Genomic DNA, 19,815 nt, shown 5'->3' with positions numbered 1-19,815 from the left:
CATCCCGACATGGAACCTCTGGAACACCCGCAGTCCGTGATCGTCCTGGACGGGCTGACCCTGCGCCGCTTCGCCGGCGAGGCCGACCTGCCCGAGCTGTTCGCGGTGATCGACGAATCGCTGGAGCACCTGCGACCGTGGATGCCCTGGGTCGCCGAGCACAGCCGCGCCACCACCGCCGAGTACCTGGCGACCAGGTCCGAGCAGTGGGAGAACGGCCGGGACCACGCCTACGCGATCGTGCTGGACGGTGCGATCGTGGGCGCCTGCGGGCTGTACCGGCGCGAGGGCAGCCCGGACGACGTCCGTGAGATCGGCTACTGGCTGCGCCCGTCCGCGACCGGGCGCGGTCTGGTGACCCGGGCCACGGCGGCCCTGGTCGACCAGGCCTTCCGCCTCCCCGGCGTGGAGTTCGTCGAGATCGTCCACGACGCGGCCAACCACGCGAGCGGCGCCGTCCCGGCCCGGCTCGGCTTCACCGAGCACCTGCGCCGCCCGCGCGAGGTGGCCGCCCCGGCCGAGAGCGGTGAGGAACTGGTCTGGCGGCTGACCCGCGCCCGGTGTGGGGCCTCGGCGGTGGCCGCGGGGTGACCCCGGCGGTCCGCGGCTGTGGGGGAGGCACGCGGACCGCCGGGCGCGCCCGGCCGGACGGGACGATCCGGCGGCGCCGGGGAACGGACGCTGCGAAGGCCTTGCCTCCGCGCGGAGCGCCCCTTTCGAACCCCGCTGCCCAGCCGCGGACCCTCACCCGCGACCTCGTGCGTCCGTTCCCACGCCTCGGAGACCTCCCTGGGCGAGCCCGATAACAATTTCTTCGGATCTCCCCACCGGCAGGTGAGTTGACGATCGATCCCCCGGACGGACCCTCGGCCCGGAGGCGCCCGCCCGGACGGCGGATCGGCGCGCTGGTCCAACGGCGCGCGGGTCCGCCGACACCCGGTCAGGAAGCTTGTACCGAAAGGTCCGTTTCCCCATACTTCCGGTCAGCGCCTGTCAGGGGCAGATCATCCGTCGTGCTCCCGGACGGCACCGGCCGGAATCCGCCCACCGCCTGACCGCGCCTCACGGCCCCCGACCCCCCGGGGGCCTCTCACTCCCGGAGGACATCGGTGAGGACCAAGCGCAGGACCCCCCGCCCCGGCACCGCTCGACGCCGCACCCGCCTGCTCGCCGTGGCCCTCGGCCTGCTGACCGCCACCGCGGTCGCCGTGCCGGGCGCCGCGGCCGCCCCCGGCCGCACCCCCACCCCGGTCCCCGCCCACGCCCCCGAACCCGAACGGCTCGCGGCGCTCAGCGACGCCGTCCTGAACGCCGAGGTCGACGGCAGCGCGTGGTACGTCGACCAGACCGCCGGACGCGTCGTGGTGACCGTCGACAGCACCGTGACCCCGGCCGGGCTCGCCAAGATCATGAGCGCCGCCGGCCCCGACTCGACCGCGCTGACCGTCCAGCGCGTCCCCGGGACGTTCACCCCACTGGTCGCCGCGGGCGACGCCGTCTACGGCGGCAAGTACCGCTGTTCGCTCGGCTTCAACGTGGTCAGCGGCTCGACCTACTACTTCCTCACCGCCGGACACTGCGGCAACGTCGCCCCCGACTGGTACACCGAGGCGGCCCACACCAACCGGATCGGGCCGACGGTCAGCTCGACCTTCCCGTCCCACGACTACGCGCTGGTCCGTTACGACAACAGCGCCCTGCTCCACCCCGGTGGCTTCACCTCCGCCCCGAACGCCGTGGTCGGCGAGTCGGTCAAGCGCACCGGCTCGACCACGGGCACGCACAGCGGCAAGGTCACCGGGCTCAACGCCACCGTCCGCTACACCGACGGCGGCACCGTGACCGGCCTGATCCAGACCAACGTCTGCGCCGAACCGGGCGACTCCGGCGGCCCGCTGTACGACGGCACCAAGGCGCTCGGCCTCACCTCGGGCGGCAGCGGCGACTGCACCTTCGGCGGGACGACCTTCTACCAGCCGGTGAACGCGGCGCTGGCCGCCTACGCCTCGTACGGGGTGAACGTCTACTGGGCCCTGTAGTCCTAGCTCGGACACCAGGGAGCAAGTAACCCACCGGTAGCTTTCAGGGCTTCGCGGCGGCGGTCTTGGGGTGCCGGTAAGAACCCTGTCACCAGCCGCAAACGAGCGGTCAGGGTTTCGTGACCGAGGTCCTCTTGGGCTGACGGGGGACGGTCTTGGTCTTGTCGAGGTGCCCGTACACCGTCGATCGCGGCACGCCGAACATGTCGGCGATCTGCTGGACGGTCTTCTCCCGCTCGTCGTAGAGCCGTTGGGCGAGCGCGGCCTGGTCGTCGGTGAGCCTGGGTCGGCGCCCGCCGACCCGGCCGCGGGCCCGCGCGGAGGCGAGCCCGTCGTTGGTGTTCGCCACGATCAGTTCGCGCTGGAGCTCGGCGAGCACGGACAGCATCCCGAACATCGCGCGGCCCTCCATCGTGGAGGTGTCAATGCCCTGCTCGATCACGTGCAGCCCGATCCCGCGCTCGCGCAGATCGGCGCCGAGGGTCACCAGGTGGAGCACGGAGCGGGAGAGCCGGTCGAGCCGGGTCACCTTCAGCGTGTCGCCCTCGCGCAGTAGTTGCATGACGAGGTCGAGCTTCGGACGGGACGCCTTCGCACCGCTGGCGACGTCGACATGGATGTTGTCGCGGTCCACGCCGTGGCGGAGAAGTGCGTCGATCTGATGATCGGGGTTCTGGTCGGCCGTCGATGTGCGGCAGTAGCCGATGAGCATGTGTCGGAATCTATCGGCCGGACCGTTCACCGACGTTGATTCCCGACGCGCGTTGCCGACACTGCCCACCTGCGGGTTCGTGATCACCGGGTCGAGTGTCGGCAGACGATCGTTTGTCGACACGCGCAGGAGGGGCGTGTACATGGAGCCGGACCGAGGTCCTGTCTCCTTCGGCCCGGCGGGGTGGCCATCGGCGGCCGAATCACGCGCGGATGATGCCCAGAACGCCACCCATGCGACCTGTGCGGCGTTGGAGACGACGGAGGCTCACTCACCATTCGTCAGCGATCCGGCCGCCGGGCTCGATACCAAAGCGACGTAGCCGCTTGGCCTCATCGGCTCGGCCTGCGCACTCCAGCGTCTCCGCTGCCCTTAGCAGGGCGCTGGTCTCGCCAACCTCGACCGCTCGCAGGTAGTAGGTGATCGCCTCCTCGATGCGGCCGGCATCCGCCAGCTCGACCGCGGCAACTCGGAATGCATCGGCGAACCCGGCCGCCGCTTGGGCCGCACACCACGTGATGGTTCTCTCCGTATGGGTCACCCACTCACCCCATTCCTGCCATCGGGCTGCCACGGTGTTCGCCTCAGGATTGTCTGCGTCGGCCAGGCCGCGCAGCCAAGCGATCGCTTCGTCGGTGCGGCCTGCCGAAGCCATGCGCTTGGCCGCGACTTCGAGGAGGTGGTTTTCACCGGCTTCGGCCGCTCGCTGGTAAAAGGCAGTCGCTTCGTCTACGCGGCCTGCGCAATTGAGCCGCTTCGCGGCCTCCCGCAGGGCTTCAATGTCACCGGTTTCGGCGGCTCGCCGATAGAGATCAGAGGCCTCGCCGATACGGCCGCTGTCCGCGAGTTGGCGGGCCGCCACCCGAAACGCGTCAGCGAACCCGGCCTCGCCTAGGCCGCGCAGCCAGGCGATCGCCTCATCGGTGCGGCCTGCGCGCTTCATCCGGTCCACTGCCTGCCACAGGGCCGGCCTGTAGCCGATTCCAGCCTCTCGCTGGTAACGCTGGTGGAGAGTGATCGCCTCCTCGGTTCGGCCGACCGCTGCCAGCCCCTCGGCCGCCTGCCGTAGATCGTCGGTGTCGCCGACTTCGGCCGCTCGGCGATAGAAGGCGATCGCTTCATCGATGCGCCCAGCGCTTGCGTGGTCACCCGCTGCGGTCAGCAAGCTGTAGGGATCGCCGGCTTCAGCTGCTTGCTGAAAGTAGTCGCTTGATTCCTTGAAACGGCCGTCGGTGAAGAGCCAGAGGGCTACGTTCCGCATGGCCGCGGCGTCACCATCCTTCACTGCCTGCTGATACCGATCTATCATCTTTTCGGCAGTGTCGTTCTCATACGTCTGCAATGCCTCCTCGGCCTCGGGATTGCCAGCGTTGGCTAGCTCGTGCAACCAGGCGATCAATTCATCGAACTGCCCTGCATGTACCAGCCGCACCACCGCCGCGCTGAAGGCGTAGCTGGACAAGTTGATGTCGTCGGACTGCTTGGCTGTCCGCTGGTAAAGGCTGATTGCTTCGTCGGTCCGGCCTATTCGGTCCAGCTGGTCTGCTGCCACCCGCATAGCGTCAGGGCTCCCGGCCTCTGCGGCAGGGGCGGCGAGCTCATAGGCATAGCGATGCAGACCGCGCTTCTCGGCTTCGCTTGCGAGCGAGGGGCGGTCATCAATGGGGGCATGTGCGGTGAGGGCATCCCAGAGCGCGGCCGGTGCCTGGGCGGTGCGGCGGGTAGTGCGGCCGTGCTGTTCGAGGTAGTCGGCGAGGCGGTAGTGAGGTTGGTCGGGGGTGGGCTGGCGGGGGCGTGGGCGGATACGGGTAAGAGGGCCGCGGATGCCGTGACATGGGGTGGCGGTGTAAGTGATGGCCTGGTCCAGCCAGTTCTCCCCGAGAGCGTCCCATTGGGTATCGGTGAGGTAGCCCGGGGCTGCTTCCTCAAGGAGGGCTTTGGGAAGGGCGAGGCCAGCGCCAAGACGGCGTGCGTCCATGGCGGCTTCGATCAGCGCCTTTGCTGGTGCGGGGCCATTGCGGTAGCGCTCCAGCAGGACGGGAGCGCCAGCAAGGTACTGCGTGATCCGCCCATCTTCGGCCTGCTCTCGGGCCTGGGCCAGTCGAGGGTCGGTGGCCGTCTTAGCGCGCAGGTCGTTCGCTCCTGGATCGATGAAAGCCTCGGGGACGAGGATGACCGTACTGCTGAGCAGCAGGGCCCGGGCCTGAGCGTGTGGATCGTCCTGGTCGGGCGTCGGAGGGGTAGCGAGTGTGGCCAGGTACTCCGGCCACACCGTGCCCAGGATGAGGACCGGGCTGCGGTCTGGATCACGTAGCAACTCGCGCAGTCCTGCGGCCACACGCTCACCAAGCGCGGAGGCGGAAGTTCGCAGGTAATGCTGGGCCTCGTTGAGCCAGACCACTGTGTGCGATCCGATCGCGTCGAGGGCGTCGGCGACAGCCTCGGGGCGGCCTGGGTCGAGGGGGTGCCACAGTCGCCAGTCGGCCGGGAGGATCTGAACGGCCTCCCAGCAGGCGCGAGTCTTTCCTGTCGATGACCCTCCGACCAAGAGCGCGAACCCGCTGTGACCGGCTGCAGCCCGCTGAACGGAGTCGCGCAGTCGCCCATCGTGTTCGCGCTCCACATACGGCGGCAGCACCGGCAGCTCAGCTTCCCCCGAGACGGCGATTGCCGGGTGTACCTCGAAGGCGAACGGATCGGTCAGCAGCTTGATCGACCGCCCCAATGGCTTCTGCCCTGGTGTGGGTCCGCTCTGCTTGGCCGGGCGTCCGCCCCGGCTGGGGTGCGCCTGCTTCCAGTCTGCGGCTCGCTGCTCCAGCCACCACGTCTCCGGTGGGACGCTGTGACCTCGTCGTTCTGCAGCGCTGCGCAGGTAGGCCAGCAGAAAACGGAATGGACGGCCGTCAGCCGGTGTGCTTGTGCCTCTGAGCCAGTCTGCGATCGAGGACGTGGTCAGCTTCACCGACGGGTCCTGACGGTCCGCTTGACGGATCAGCGTCGCGTACGTCGGCTTTCCCGCCTGCTCGTACAGCGTCCGCAAGCGCGCGGCGAATGACGGCATGGTCGTGCACCTTCCGCCCGGCCCCCCTTGCCGGACCGGAACGAACCGGAAACCTCCTTGTCCCCGGGTTGACCAGCATTGATGTCCTTCTTCCAGCATGCTCCCGATCGCCGGAAACCACACGGACCGGTGCCCTCGGCATCACCACGCCCGGACGGACGGTTCCGGCGGACAGAGCCTGGAGGTACCAAGATGAACCACAAGACTCACCTGACGCGCCGCGATCGGATGGCGTTGGCCCGTGCTGCACTCGTCGGCATCCTGGGCGGAGCTGCCCGGGCTGTCGTGGCCTGGCTGCTGATACAGCTCGGCCAGTAAATATGATCAAGGCTCGTACCTCCGAAAGGGGCGGTACGAGCCTTGATCAGCTTCGCGGCGCCATGGTGACCTCGATGGTCCGAGGCCGGGGCATAACGACTGGGACTCCCAGGTCGAGGCGCTTGTCCATTTCCAGGCGGAAGATGCCGTACGGGTTGATGTTCGACCAGAACAGCGCGGTCAGCCCGCGCCGGTCCTCGTCCGTGAGCTTCTTCGCCCAAGACGGTTCGGCGAGGACCTGCTGAAGCAGCAGGGTGTTGATGTACACGAGCGCGGACTGGAGCAGGTGCAGGGCGAGCATCGAGGTCTCGGCGTGCTCCTTGTCCGGGCCGGTCAGCGCGCCGTCCTTGCCGTAGTGCAGGACGGTGTTCGCACTGTTCCAGTTCTCCACGACCTGGAGCCCGCCGTGAATTTCGCGGCGCAGGCCGACGCTGGCGAGGTAGTCGCACGCGAAGATCGTGCGGACGGCGCGGCCGAGTTCTTCGAGCGCGGCGTAGGTGGGGTGCTTGGGGCCGCCGCGGGTGAAGCGCCGCAGCACCTGTTCGGCCTCGGCGGTGCCCAGGCGCAGGGCGGTGGCGTACTTGACCATCTGGTCGTACTGCTGCTCGACAAGGTCCCACTTGATGGCCCGGGTCAGGGAGGTGCCGAGCGCAGGCCACCCGGGCGGGTCGTCGTCCGGGCGGTACAGGCGGATGCTGCCGATGTTCTTCAGCCTCGGCAGGAGGCGGAAGTTGAGCAGCTCGGTGAAGGCGAACCCGACCACGCTTGCGCCGTGCGTGTCGACGTAGTTGGACTCGATTTCGGCGTCCGTGCAGTGCCGCAGCAGGCCTTCGATCATCGCCGCGACCTCGGAGGAGGAACAGCTCTTGAGCTGGGAGTAGATGCAGATGTTCTTGCGTTCCACGTGCCAGTAGATCATCACGCCGTTGCCGCCGTAGCGGGCGTGGTACTCGGTCATGAAGTTCGAGGACCACGAGCCGAACTTCTTCGAGTCCGAGGCGCACGCCGTGCCGCGGCCCCACCATGCGGCATCCCGGGCGGCGAAGGTGGCGTTCACCAGCCGGGTGACGGCGGCCCGGAGGTTATCGACGGTGATGAAGTGCCGGCGGACGTGCCGCAGCGCGGCCTCACTCTCACCGTGCTCGCCGGTCGCCACGATGGCGCGGATGCCCATGTTCGTGCCCAGCGCGAACAGCGCGAGCAACAGGCGGCGCTGGAGGGTGGCGTGGTCGATGCGCTCGTATGCGGCGACGGAGGCGAACTCGTCGGTGAAGCCGGTCGTGAAGTCGGCGTTCTTCAGCACGTCCAGGAGATCGAGGACGCCCCATCGGCGTAGGACTTCTTCCTTCAGGGCCGCCAGGCCGATGGGCTCGTCCAGCTTCTCCAGCTTCGGCACGGTGATCCACGGCTCGCCCTTGCGGGTGGTGACCTTCACCCCGCCCGCCGAGCCGTCCGCGAGCGCGGCGGACAGCCGGTCCAGGCCGTCGGTCATCCGCTGCTTCAGGCCGGTGATGAACTCGGCGGGGTCCTGGGGCTGGCGGATCGCGGCATAGTGCATGGTGCGGGTGGCCTCGAAGTCGCCGGGCAGGTCGTCCTCCGGGTTGCGCCAGCGCAGACCGCCCTCGATGTAGATCTCGCGGCGCCGGATCGCCTCCCGCAGTGCTACCAGGACGCACAGCTCGTACGGGATGCGTTCGACCTTGCCCTTGTCGTCGACGACCGCCTCGCGCCATTCCTTGCGCACGACGCCGTCCATCGGCACCTCGTCGGCGGCGTCGTAGAAGCGGATCTTGCCGTCGACCTCTGCGTACTTCTCCAGCAGCTTCATCGCGTCCATCACCGGCCGGTAGGCGGTGTTGTTGCACCTGAAGCCCAGCGTCCTCAGCAGCGGTGGCAGCATCTGCCGGTAATAGGAGCTGTACGAGGAGCGCAGGGTGGTACGGACCTTGGCCTTGAAGACCTTCTCATTCGCCTTGGCCTCGGCCACCAGGTCGCGCAGCGTCTTCTCCCCGACCACCGGGTACAGCGCCGTGCGCACCACCTCGTCCGGCTTGCCGATCGCCGCGTCGGCGAGCTTGAAGAGGATGCCCTCCTTGCCCCGGACCTTCTTGAGCTCCGCCGTCAGCTGCTTCTCCACCCGCCGCTCGGCACGAGCGTTGATCTTGTGGACCAGCGCCACCAGCAGCTCCACCAGCGCGTCCGTGATCTCCGCCTGGCGGGAGGAACACAGCGCCGCGAGCAGCGTGATCCGTACGTCCTTGGCGGTGTCGCGGAAGTCCGAGGGATACATCTTGATCGCCCGCGCCCGCCACGCGGCCACCATCTTCTCCGAGTAGTCTGCGAACATCCCCTCGGGAAGGCCGAGTTTGCGCACGTCGTTCAGCTTGGTGATCTCGGTCAGCAGCGAGTCCAGACCGACCGCGCCCGGGTCGCGCTTGAGCGAGGCCAGCAGGGCGGCGCCGTCCTCGTTGTCCTGAGTCACCAGCGCCAGCAAGCGGGCCGTGCCCACCTCGCCCAGGCGCTCGATGGTCCGCATGCAGAACGCCCGCTCCCACCGGTTGCGGGCTGCGACGAGCACCTTCTCCACACGGGTCCGGCCCGGCGGCTCGATCCGCTCGACACGGCACTGCACCAGCAGGGCCTCCCGCTGCCGGTCCTCGACCAGCTCGACCGGGCAGACCTCCGTCGCCATCCACTCCGTCAGCCGTTCCTCGTCCGCCACTGTCGACGGCCGGAACCCCAGTGCCTCGCGGATCTGCTTCCGGTGCCGCTTAGCGCTCGCCAGGTCGTACTTCGCGAGCTCGGCCGCTGGCATCTTGACCAGACCGGCGACGTACTCGACGGCGGGCTGCGGGAACTCCTCGATGAACTCCGGGAACCGGCCCTCGATCTCGAAGAACTTGAGCATCAGGCAGAAGCCGAGCCTGGTCGGGCCGGACTTGTTGGCCACCAGCTCCCAGTCGCCATCCACCAGCGTCCAGCACGCCACTACGTCTTCCGGCGACCACTCCTGTCGCACACCCGCCCCTTGCCGTCGAACCGTCGGTTCATCCGATCAACCCAACGAGGCGCCCCAGCAGCAGGAAACGGCAGGCCCAAGCCTCTCCGAACCTACCGGCGGGTTACTTGTTCCCTGGTGTCCGAGCTGGGACTACAGGGCCTACTGAGCGGTCCCCGAACCGACCGGCCGCCGGCCCGCTGCACGAAGCAGCGGGCCGGCGGCCGTGGTCGGGTCGGCCCCCCCGGGTGAGCCGTCAGCCCGCGTACACGTCCTCGACGTACCGCCCGCCCTCGATCAGCCCCTGGAGCCAGGCCTGGGCCCGCTGCTCGTCGGCCCCCGGCGTGCGCTGCCGGTACAGCTCGCGGAAGGCGGCCCGAACGCCCGGGGCCATCCGCCCGCCGTCGCCGCACACGTACACCTCGGCGCCCGCCGCGAGCAGGTCCCAGACCTCGGCCGCCTCGGCCGCGAGGCGGTCCTGCACGAAGCGCCGCCCGGCCTGCGGCCGCTCGCTGAAGGCGGGCCGCATCGAGACCGCGCCGGCCCGGTCGGCCGCCTCCAGCTCGGCCCGGTGCAGGTAGTCCGCGTCCGGGTCGTCGCAGCCGAAGTACAGCAGCGCCGGGGCCAGTTCGGCGCCCTCGGCGAGCAGGGCGCGGCGGTCGGCGACGGCGCCGCGGAAGGGCGCGAGGCCGGTGCCGGCCGCGATCATCACCACCGGGGTGCGGTGGGCGATCCGGAAGGCCTCCCGGCAGGGCTGGACCCGGGCCAGGACGGTGTCCCCGACGGCCAGCCGGGCCAGGTGGCCGGAGCCGGTGCCCCGGTAGGTGCCGCGGCCGGAGCGGGCCGGGGCGGCGAGCACGGAGACCATCAGGTCCACCTCGCCCGCCCCGCCGGTGGGCGAGGAGGAGATCGAGTAGTGCCGGGGCCGGATCGGCGGCAGCAGCTCCAGCAGCACCGGCCAGCCGAGCGCGCCCCGCAGGGCCGGGAAGTCCTCGATCAGGTCGAGCAGCGTGCGCGGGTCGTCCTCGGGCAGGGCGCGCAGGGCGGCCTGCTCGGGCGGGCAGGGGTTGTGGTCGGCCAGCGCGGCGCGCTGGGCGGTGCTCGGACGGTCCTGCAACTCGACGTGGTGGGTGAGGAGTTCGCGCACCGTCAGCGGCCGGTCGACGGCCAGGCCGGTGCGCCGGTGGGCCACGATGTTGAGCACCGTCTCCGGATCGGCGCCGAACAGCCCGGCCGCGCGCTCGACCAGGGCCGGGTCGTTGGCCGGCAGCACGGTGAGGTGGTCGGCGGTCCGGTAGCCGGTGCCCTCGGGCAGGGCGAGGCGGACCAGCCGCTTGACCCGGGGGTAGCCGGGGTCGGTCAGGCTGTCGACGGCGGTGACGGTCAGCTCGGTCATGCCGTGCCGGGCGGCCAGCGCGTCCAGCGGGCCGCCGGCCACCTCGGTCACCGTGTACGCGGCCTCCTGCTGCGGCCCGGCGGGGGCGTCGGCGTCCCCGTACCGCTCCAGCAGGGCGGTGCGCAGCGCCTCGGTGAACTGCCGTACGGTGCCGGACAGGTCGCCGGAGGCATCGGCCTCGGCACGGGCGAGCAGCCGGGTGCCGCCGAGGGCGGCGAGCCGGTCGTCGATCAGGGCGGGGATGCGCTGGTAGGTGGCGGCGTAGGTGCGGTCGCCGATGCCGAGCACCGCGTACTCGACACCGTCCGCGGCCCCGTCCGGCCGGCCCTCCTGCTGGAGGCGGCGGACGAAGGCGACCGCGTCGTCGGTGGGCTGCCCGTTGTACGAGGCGGCGGTGATCACCACCGGCCGGTCGGTGGGCAGGCCGTCCGCGTACGCGTCCAGCGGGGCGATCGCGGTGTCGCAGCCGAGGTCCGCGGCGACCTCCGCGAGCCGACGGCTGAACTCGCGGCAGGCGCCGTAGTTGGAGCCGTGCAGGAGCAGCAGCCCGGTGCCCTGGCGGACCCGCCCGGGGCGCTCGGCGATGGTTCCGCCCTGAACGTCGGTAACGGCCTGAGCGGCGGCGGCCGCGGGGGCGGGGGTGCGCCGGGCGAGGGCGAGGGTGAACTCGTCGGGCTTGATGGTGAGGGTCTGCTTGATGGTCAGCCGGTAGTCGGCGTGGTCGATCAGCCGGTAGCGGTGGACCAGCATGCCGAGCAGCATGGTCGCCTCGTGCAGCGCGAACTGCCGCCCGATGCAGGCGCGTTCGCCGGTGCCGAAGGGCTTGAAGGCGTGCGGGGAGCGGGCCGCCTCGGGCTCGTCGTCGAAGCGGGAGGGATCGAACAGCTCGGGGTTGTCGCCCCAGGCCGGGTCGCGGTGCAGCATCGGGGTCGACACGAATACCGTCTCCCCGGCGCGCAGCGGGATCCGGCCGCCGAGCAGGGTGTCCTCGCGGGCCTCGCGGCTGAAGGCGGGCGCCGTCGGCCAGAGCCGCAACGCCTCGTTGAGGACCTGGCGGGTGTACCGCAGCCGTCCGACGTCCTCGTAGGAGGGCTCCGGGTCGGCCTGATCGCCCCAGAGCTCGTCCACCTCCCGCTGCACCTGCCGCAGCACGGCCGGGTGCTTGACCAGGTAGTACAGGGCGAAGGAGAGCGCGCCGGAAGTGGTCTCGTGGCCGGCGATCAGGAAGGTGATCACCTGGTTGCGGATGTTCTCGGCGTCCAGCCGGGTGCCGTCGGAGGGGCGCACCGCGCCGAGCATCAGGCCGAGCAGGTCCTCGGCAGGGCCCTGGGCGCTCTCCCCCGCGCGGGCGGCGATCACCTCGTCCACCACGGCGGCCAGGTAGTCGGCGTCGGCCCGGAAGGCCGCGTCGCGCTCGCTGTGGTCCAGCTCCGGGTCGCGGGTGAGTCGGGTCATCGCCCAGTCCAGGCAGCGCACCATCGCCTCGACGAAGGGGTGCGGCTCGTCCCGGTCGAAGGAGCCGAAGTCGAAGCCGAAGCCGGCCAGCCCGATGGTGTCCAGGGTCATCCGGGTCATGTCGCCGGGCACGTCCACCGGCGCTCCGGCGGCGGAGCGGCCGTCCCAGGAGTCGATCAGTCGGCGGGCCACCCGCAGCATCACCGGGTGGTAGGTGCGCATCGAGCCGAGCGCGAAGGCGGGCATCAGGATGTCGTGCGCCCGCGCCCAGTTGGGCTCCTCGTTGTACGCCGTGAACAGGCCGTCGCCGGTGAACTGGCGGACGTTCTCCAGCGCGGGGCCGATCGACTTGGTGAACCGGGTCTCGTCGGCCAGCTCCTCCACCAGCTCCAGGCCGCTGACGATCAGGCTGTCCCGGCCGTGCAGCCGCTGGACGAAGGCCGGGCCGTGCTCTCTGGCCAGGTCCATGGTCCGCAGTGCCGGGACGGCGACGGGCGGCATGGCGGAGATGTCCACCAGGGGGACGGCCGGGGTCGCGGTGGCGGCTCCGGTTCCCGCTTCCGCCTCGACAGCGGTTTCGGCCCTCGCCTCGTTCCTCGCCTCGACAGCGGTTTCGGCCCTCGCCTCGTTCCTCGCCTCGGTCATGGTGTCGGTCATCGGTGGTGGTCCCTCCCACAGCAGGAAATGTGCGGCTCCCTCCACTCTCCGCCCACCGGGAGGGAGGCCCGCCCGCGGTCACTACATGATTGTGTAGTACCGGGGGCGTCCGCGGACTTGCCCACGGACCGTCAGCTCTGGTGCGCGCGGGCGCCACGGGGAGGAGAACCAGCGATGCGACCGACCGAGGAGTGCGGCCCCGTGCCGGAGGACCCGCAGCATGCCGTTGTGGTCTGGCGCAACCGGGCGCTGCGCCTGCTGGACCACGTGCCGCTGCCGATCGCGGTGGTCGAGTTCGGCGGCCGGACGCTGATCGTCAACCGGGCGATGGCGGCCGAATTCGGGCTGTTGCCGGGGCAGTTCCGCAGCCGTAAGATCCTGGAGTTCTTCACCCTCCGGGACAGCGACACCCTGCAGGCGCTCGCCGAGGCCGTCCGGCTGCACCGCCGCTCGCGGTACCCGGCCCGGGTGTCCTGGACGCCCGCCTGCGGCGGTGAGCGGCAGGGCGTGATGACCGTCGACCTGGTCAGCGACAGCCCGGAGCAGACCCCGAACCTGCTGCTCTCGCTGCACACCGTGGAGCCCGTCCCGGACGTCCCGCCGCCGCGCCCGCGGGCGGAGGCCAGCCCGGTCGAGGCGCGGATCCTCGCCGCGGCGGCCCGGGGCGCCACCACCGCGCAGATCGCCCGGGAGATCGGCCTCACCGCGGACGGGGTGAACTACCACCTCGCCCGGCTCTCCCGGCGCTGGCGGGTGCCCAACCGCACCGCCCTGGTCGCCCGCGCCTACGCCACCGGCGTCCTGGCCGCCGACACCTGGCCCCCGGAGCCCGCGGTGAGCTGATCACCCGTCAACCCACGCAGCGCAGGGCTGCCCACAGGTCGAGCCGGTCCTCCAGCGTCAGCAGGTTGCGCCCGGTCAGCTCCTCGATCCGCTTGATCCGGTAGTGCACCGTGTTGACGTGCAGGTGCAGCGCCTCCGCGGTCCGTGACCAGGAGGCGCTGTGGCGCAGGAAGGCGTCCAGGGTGTCCAGCAGGGAGACGGTGTTGGTCCGGTCGTGCTCGATGAGCGGTGCGAGGACCCGGCGTCGGAAGTCGGCGGTGATCTCGGCGGGCACCCCCCGCAGCAGCGTCTCCAGGGAGGTGATCCGAGAGCAGCGGCCGACCGCACCCGGCGGTTCGGTGTACAGGGCGTAGCGGGCCTGGACGAGGGCGGCCCTGAGGTCGTCGGCGGCGGGTTCGACGGTGGCGCCGATGCCCAGGCGCAGGCGCCGCCGGCTGGGGAGTACGGCTTCCAGGCGCGGGAGCAGGCGGTGCAGGGTCTGCGCGATCTGCTCCTCGGGGGCCGGGGAGAGGGCCACCGCGCCGCCCCGGCCGTCGGGGGCGGCGACGAAGGGGTCGGGCAGTTCGTGCAGCGCCTCGGCGAGTGCGGCGGCCGTCCAGGACTCGGGGAGGCCGTCGATCCGCGCGGCGACCGGGGTGAGCCGACGGCGGGCGGGGAGACCGGAGAGGGCGAGCCCGCGTTCGGCCTCGGTGTCGGCGCCGGAGTCGAGGAGTTCGATCAGCCGGGTGCCGGTGTGGCGCTGGGCGGTGGCGGTGGCCCGGGCGCGGGTGGCGAGCGGGGTGAGGAGTTCGGCCAGGCCGTGCAGCATGGTGGTCGCGGTGGGGCCGGGTTCGCTGTGGGGCTGCAGCAGCCAGCCGTCGAAGGGCGAGTCGCCGGGCAGGCCGACCGGGACGGGCGCCGTCGTGCTGCGCGCCGTCGTGCTGCGCGGTGAGGTCCGGGGCTCGGTCCAGGGCGTGGTCGGTGCCGAGGAGGCCAGGACCCGGCCGGCGCCGGTGGTCAGGGAGCAGTCGGGCAGTCCGAGGTCGGCCACGGCCCGTTCCAGGACTTCGTCCAGGGCGGCTTCGGCGCGGATGAGCCGGCTCAGGGCGCGGCGGGCGGCGGCGGGCAGGGCGGCCTTGCCCTCGTCGGTCGCCTGGAGGTCTCCCCACAGCCGCAGGTAGACGCGGTCAGTGACGGAGCGGAAGCTGATGCCGGCCGGGACGGACAGCAGGGGGATGCCGTGCCGGCGGCAGGCCTCGACCAGTTCGGGCGGGACGGTGCCGTGGGTGCCCTCCCCGGCGAGGAGGGCGGCGACCTCGGCGATGCGCAGCGCGTTGGCGAAGCGCATCGCCGCCTGGCCCTCGTCCGGCCGCCACCAGACGAGGCCGGAGAGGACGAGTTCGCCGCGCTGCAGGTAGCGCGCCGGGTCCTGGAGGTCGGTGGAGGTCACGCCGGTCACCTCGCGGTCGAGCAGGTGGGGGCCGGCCCAGGCGACCTCGATGTGGAGGTCGTCCAGCTCCAGGAGGTCTCCGACGATCATGCTGTGCTCCTTGTGCACCATGCGTGAGTGGGGTCTCGCACATGCGATGGCTGACGCGTGTCAGGCATCGTAAACACAAGGAGCATCGTACGGTTCTCCTCTTGTGGGATCACCTGAGCACGGGGTGTGCGAGGGGGGCGCGGTCCGGTGGTCCCGACAGTGGAACGCCGCCCGTCAGGGCGCCGCGACGTCCCGGCGGTGCGCGCCGAGCCGGCGGTGCGCGTCGAGCGCCCGCCAGACCTTGTCCCGCAGGAACGGCGCCTCGGTGAAGCGGATGCCGGTGGCGTCCCGCAGGGCGTTGGCGAAGGCGGGCGGCACCGGGTTGAACGGGCTCTCGGACATCGACTTGGCGCCCAGCGGCCCGATGGCGTCCGAGGTCTCCGAGAAGTGCACCTCGGTGCGCGGCACGTCCGCGAAGGCGGGCAGCCGGTAGCGGCGGAACGCGGCTGTGGTGACCTCGCCGCGGTCGTCGACCAGCACCTGCTCGAACAGCGTGGCCCCGAGCGCCTGGGCCACCCCGCCCTCGACCTGGCCCCGGCACTGCAGCGGATTCATCACCCGCCCGGCGTCGGCGCCGTGGACGCTGCGCAGGATCCGGATCTCGCCGGTGTCCGGGTCCACGGCGATCCGGAACCACTGGGAGTTGAACGCCACCGAGCGCGGCGAGCCGCCGAAGTGGCCGTCGGCGGCGAGTTCCACGCCCCGGCCGCGCGCCGCCTCGAACACCTCCTTGAGCGGCACCGTGCGCCCGTCGCAGTCCACCGCCTCGGCGGTGAGCCGCAGCAGGCTGCGCGGGGTGCGGGCGTACTCGGCGGTGAAGGAGAGGATCCGCTCGGCGAGCGCGTTGGCGGCCTTCATCACCGCCTTGCCCGCGACCACCGTGCCGGCCGAGCCGAAGGCGCCGGTGTCGTGGCGCACCAGGTCGGTGTCGGACTGCCGGATGGCGATCCGGTCGACGGTGGTGCCGAGCGCGCCCGCGGTGATCTGCTTGTGCACGGTGGTGGTGCCGTTGCCGAACTCCGCGGTGCCGACGGCGATGTCGTAGGTCCCGTCCTCCAGGAGCGTCACCCTGGCGTCGGCGATGTGCCCGCCGGGCGGGCCGCAGGCGATCGCCGCCATGGCGAAGCCCTGGCCCACCAGCCAGCCCTCGGGGGCGAGTCCGGCGCTGGTGTCGTTCGCGAGGGCGTCGCGGACGACCCCGAGGCACTGGTCGAGGCCGTAGGAGGCGATGTGCAGGTCCTCCTCCTCGCCGAGCGGGCCCTCCATGTGCTCGCCCGGGCCGATGACGTTCTTCTCCCGCAGCACCAGCGGGTCGATGCCCAGGCGGCGGGCGAGTTCGTCCATCGCCGACTCCACGGCGAAGGTGACCTGCCCGAGGCCGTAGCCGCGGAAGGCGCCGGCCGGCACGGCGTTGGTGTAGACGGAGTAGGCGTCGACCTTCTTGTGCGGCGCCCGGTAGACGCCCATCGACTCGCCGATGCTGTGGAACATCACCGCCGGCCCGTGGTTGCCGTACGCGCCGGTGTTGGCGACCACCCGGAACTGCAGGGCCGTCAGGGTGCCGTCGCTCCGGGCGCCCAGCTTGACGGTGATCGTGAACGGGTGCCGGGTGGTCGCGCCGTGGAACTGCTCGGCGCGGGTGAACTCCAGCTTGACCGGCCGGTGCAGCCGCAGCGCCGCCAGCACCGCGATGTCCTCGGTCAGCATCTCCTGCTTGCCGCCGAAGCCGCCGCCGACCCGGCCCGCCACGACCCGGACCTGCTCCATCGGCAGGTCGTACAGGTCGCACAGGGCGCGCCGGGTCAGGAAGGGCACCTGGGTGGAGGAGCGCACCACGATCCGCTCCCCCGCCGTCTCCGCGTCCTCTCCCACCGGTTCGAAGTAGACGACGCAGCCGTGCGTCTCCAGGCTGGCGTGCTGCACCCGCTGGGTCCGGAAGGTCTCCTCGTAGACCACGTCGGCCTCGGCGAAGCCCCGTACCACGTCGCCCAGTTCGCCGTGCGCCTCGCCGCAGACGTTGTCCTGCGCCCGGGCGATCCGGGACTCCGGGCCCTTGGGGTGGATCACCGGGGCGCCCGGCAGCATGGCCTCCTCCGGGTCCAGCACGTACGGCAGTTGCTCGTACGTGACGGCGATCCGGCGGCAGCCCTCCTCGGCGGCGCCCTCGCTCTCGGCGACCACGGCCGCCACCCGCTGGCCGACGAAGCGCACCACGTCGTCCAGCACCCGGGTGTCGTCCGGGTCCTCGGTCGGGTGCTCGTGCCGGGCCGAGGAGTACAGCTTCTGCGGCGCGTCCTCGTGGGTGAACACCGCGACCACGCCGGGCACCCGCAGGGCCGCCGAGGTGTCGATGGCGACGATCCGGGCGTGCGGGTGCGGCGAGCGCAGCAGCTTCAGGTGCAGCAGGCCCTCGACGTCGAGGTCGAAGGTGTAGCGGGCGGTGCCGGTCACCACCTGCGGCCCGGCGGGCGCCCCGAGGCTGCGGCCCACCGCCTGGCCGGCGCAGGGCCGTTCGGTGTGCCGGACCCCGCGCAGGGCGTCCTCGATCGCCCGGTAGCCGGTGCACCGGCACAGGTTGCCCTTCAGTGCCCGCGGCAGGTCGGCGAGGTGCTCCTCGTCGAAGGCGGAGGCCGTCATCAGCATGCCGGCCGTGCAGAAGCCGCACTGGAAGCCCTGGGCGTCCAGGAACTTCTGCTGCACCGGGTGGAGTTCGCCGCCCTCGGCGGCCAGCCCCTCGACGGTGGTGACGGCCCGGCCCTCGGCGCGCAGCGCCGGGTAGAGGCAGCTGTGCACCGGCTCGCCGTCCACCTGCACGGTGCAGGCGCCGCAGTCGCCCGCGTCGCAGCCCTTCTTGACCCCGAACCAGCCGCGCTCGCGCAGGTAGGTGCGCAGGCACTGGCCGGGGCGCGGCTCTGCGTCGAAGTCCTCGCCGTTGACCCGGATGGAGAAGCTCACCGTCCGTCCTCCTCGGTCGCTTCGTTCCGGTGCGCGATGGCGGCCGGCGTCTCGACCAGTTCGCGGCGCAGTTGCTCGGCCAGCCGGAAGGTCATGTGCCGCCGCCAGGCCGGGTGCCCGTGGATGTCGTCGTAGTACTCCTCCGGCGCGATCCGGTACGCGACGGCCTCGCGCACCGCCTCCGCATTCGGCGGCACCGGGAAGCGCAGCCGGATCGGGCGCACGGTGGAGGCCGTGACCGTCAGCACCAGCTCGCCGTCGAGCGGGTCGCGGGTGCCGATGAGCAGGGCGCCCGAGCGGCCGAGCCCGTAGAGGGAGGCCTGGCGGAAAGCGGTGCGCCGCTGCAGGGCCCGGGCGGGCAGCAGGATCGAGCGGAGCAGGTCGCCGGGGCGCAGGTCCTTCACCCCGGCGCCGGTGACGAAGGCCTCGACCGGCACCTGCCGCACGCCGCCGGTCTGGGAGAGCACGGTGCAGACGCCGTCCAGGGCGGCGGTCAGCGAGATCATCGGCCCGGCCGGCAGGCCGTTGCACAGGTTGCCGCCGACGGTGGCCATGTGCCAGATCTTCCACGAGGCCAGGAAGGCCCGGCAGCACTGCTCGAACAGCGGGGCCGCCGGGCGGTCCAGGCCGCGGGCGAAGCGGGACAGCTGGGCGATCGTGCAGGTCGCCGCGATCTCCAGGTCCCCGGCGGGGGTCAGCCGCACCGGCTCCCAGCCCATCCGGCTCAGGTCGATCAGCCGGCGCAGGTGCGGCTGCGGCTCGGAGAACAGGTAGGTCCCGCCGCCGAGCCAGGCGTCCCCCGGGCGCCACGTCCCGCGCTGCCGCGCGTCGCGCAGCTCCGTCACCGTGTTCAGGTCCACGTACCCTCACCGTCCTCGATTGATCGACACGGCGATTGAAGCAACGTCCGACCAGGCGGAACGAGTGGTCGCGCGCACCAGCCCCCGGCGCCCGGACTGGGTGATCGACCAGCGCATGGACATGGCGACCGGGCGGCGGGGCTCAGGACCCCGGGCGCCGGACGGCCTCGATGAAGCCCCGGCCGGAGGGGGCCGACAGCGGGCGGCCGTACACCTCCCCGACCTGGTCCAGGGTGGTGAGGCCGGTGGTCCAGCCGTGCCGGTCGAGCCACCCGTGGGTGTCGGGGCCCAGGCCGCCCTGCCAGAGCCCGGTGACGTGGGCGAGCGCCGGGTCCTGCGGCACGGCGCTCAGGTCGCCGCCCTTCTCCAGCAGCAGCCGGCTGCCCGGGGCGGCCAGGCCGGCGACCGCCGTGAGCAGCGCGGCGGCCTGCTCGGACGTGAGGTAGACCAGCAGCCCCTCGGCCAGCCAGGCCGAGCGGCGCGCGGGGTCGAAGCCGGCCCGGACCAGGCGGGCGGGCCAGTCCGGCTCCAGCAGGTCGGCGGGCAGGACGGTGCGCCGGCTCCTCGGCTCGGCGCCGAGCCCGGTCAGGACCTGCTCCTTGAAGGCCAGCACCGGCTCCAGGTCGAGTTCGAACACCCGGGTGCCGGCCGGCCAGTCCAGCCGGTGGGCGCGGGTGTCCAGGCCCGCCGCGAGCAGCACGACCTGGTCGGCGCCGGCGGCGAGGAGGCGGTCGTCGTAGTGGCGGGTACGCAGGATGCTGTGCACGACCAGGGCCTTGGCGAGGTCGCTGCCCGGGCCCCCGGTGGGCATCGGCACCCGGGCGGCGGTGACGAACGCGGCGGCGTACGGGTCGACGAAGAGCGGATCGGGTCGCGCGCTCTCGTAGGCCCGCACCCGGGCGACGGACAGGGCGGTGCGGGACACCGGGCTCAGCGGTTCGGAGGTCGACATGTCCGGCAATCTACTCGGCCCTTACCCGGCCGATTTCCACAACTGCGCTA

At 71.8% G+C, this 19,815-nt stretch carries 11 protein-coding genes; 3 read left to right on the top strand and 8 right to left on the bottom strand.

Annotation, left to right across the window (positions count from 1 at the left end):
* Window positions 1-9: 9 nt before the first annotated feature.
* Together BX285_RS22570 and BX285_RS22565 are read left to right on the top strand one after the other, a co-directional pair.
* The gene (locus BX285_RS22570; RefSeq protein ID WP_121176864.1) at window positions 10-591 is read left to right on the top strand and encodes a GNAT family N-acetyltransferase; all 582 of its coding nucleotides are present in this window, start codon (window positions 10-12) and stop codon (window positions 589-591) included.
* Window positions 592-1,109: 518 nt separating this feature from the next.
* Window positions 1,110-2,039: a S1 family peptidase gene (locus BX285_RS22565; protein WP_121176862.1), complete on the top strand. Its 930-nt coding sequence runs from the start codon at window positions 1,110-1,112 to the stop codon at window positions 2,037-2,039.
* Window positions 2,040-2,148: 109 nt separating this feature from the next.
* On the opposite strand, the gene BX285_RS22560 is transcribed toward BX285_RS22565, so the two are convergent.
* The 4 genes from BX285_RS22560 to BX285_RS22545 all read right to left on the bottom strand — a co-directional run bounded on the left by BX285_RS22560 (window position 2,149) and on the right by BX285_RS22545 (window position 12,480).
* Window positions 2,149-2,751: a recombinase family protein gene (locus tag BX285_RS22560; protein ID WP_121176859.1), complete on the bottom strand. Its 603-nt coding sequence runs from the start codon at window positions 2,749-2,751 to the stop codon at window positions 2,149-2,151.
* 271 nt (window positions 2,752-3,022) lie between these two features.
* The gene (locus BX285_RS22555; protein ID WP_183107140.1) at window positions 3,023-5,812 is read right to left on the bottom strand and encodes a tetratricopeptide repeat protein; all 2,790 of its coding nucleotides are present in this window, start codon (window positions 5,810-5,812) and stop codon (window positions 3,023-3,025) included.
* 364 nt (window positions 5,813-6,176) lie between these two features.
* Window positions 6,177-9,149, bottom strand: coding sequence for a Tn3 family transposase (locus tag BX285_RS22550; RefSeq protein ID WP_121176854.1), 2,973 nt, complete (start codon window positions 9,147-9,149; stop codon window positions 6,177-6,179).
* Between the two features lie 235 nt (window positions 9,150-9,384).
* Window positions 9,385-12,480, bottom strand: coding sequence for a bifunctional cytochrome P450/NADPH--P450 reductase (locus BX285_RS22545; RefSeq protein WP_121177832.1), 3,096 nt, complete (start codon window positions 12,478-12,480; stop codon window positions 9,385-9,387).
* 330 nt (window positions 12,481-12,810) lie between these two features.
* Between BX285_RS22545 and BX285_RS22540 the strand changes: the two genes are divergently transcribed.
* A complete protein-coding gene (locus tag BX285_RS22540) occupies window positions 12,811-13,479 on the top strand; it encodes a LuxR C-terminal-related transcriptional regulator (protein WP_121176851.1) in 669 nt (222 codons plus the stop codon).
* Between the two features lie 7 nt (window positions 13,480-13,486).
* On the opposite strand, the gene BX285_RS22535 is transcribed toward BX285_RS22540, so the two are convergent.
* The 4 genes from BX285_RS22535 to BX285_RS22520 form a co-directional block, all read right to left on the bottom strand.
* Window positions 13,487-14,998, bottom strand: a complete 1,512-nt coding sequence (locus BX285_RS22535; RefSeq protein WP_183107139.1) for a PucR family transcriptional regulator — start codon at window positions 14,996-14,998, stop codon at window positions 13,487-13,489.
* Between the two features lie 174 nt (window positions 14,999-15,172).
* Complete coding sequence (locus BX285_RS22530; RefSeq protein WP_121176846.1) at window positions 15,173-17,953, bottom strand: molybdopterin-dependent oxidoreductase; 2,781 nt, start codon at window positions 17,951-17,953, stop codon at window positions 15,173-15,175.
* The gene (locus BX285_RS22525) at window positions 17,950-18,813 is read right to left on the bottom strand and encodes a xanthine dehydrogenase family protein subunit M (protein ID WP_097239637.1); all 864 of its coding nucleotides are present in this window, start codon (window positions 18,811-18,813) and stop codon (window positions 17,950-17,952) included. Before BX285_RS22525 ends, BX285_RS22530 begins: the two co-directional genes overlap by 4 nt.
* Before the next feature lie 142 nt (window positions 18,814-18,955).
* A complete protein-coding gene (locus tag BX285_RS22520; RefSeq protein WP_121176844.1) occupies window positions 18,956-19,765 on the bottom strand; it encodes an SAM-dependent methyltransferase in 810 nt (269 codons plus the stop codon).
* Window positions 19,766-19,815 lie beyond the last annotated feature (50 nt).

The sequence above is a fragment of the Streptomyces sp. 1114.5 genome, assembly GCF_003635085.1.
Taxonomy (GTDB): Bacteria; Actinomycetota; Actinomycetes; order Streptomycetales; family Streptomycetaceae; genus Kitasatospora.
The sequence above is the reverse complement of the archived record's forward strand: the minus strand, read 5'-3'. Positions and strand labels throughout refer to the sequence as shown.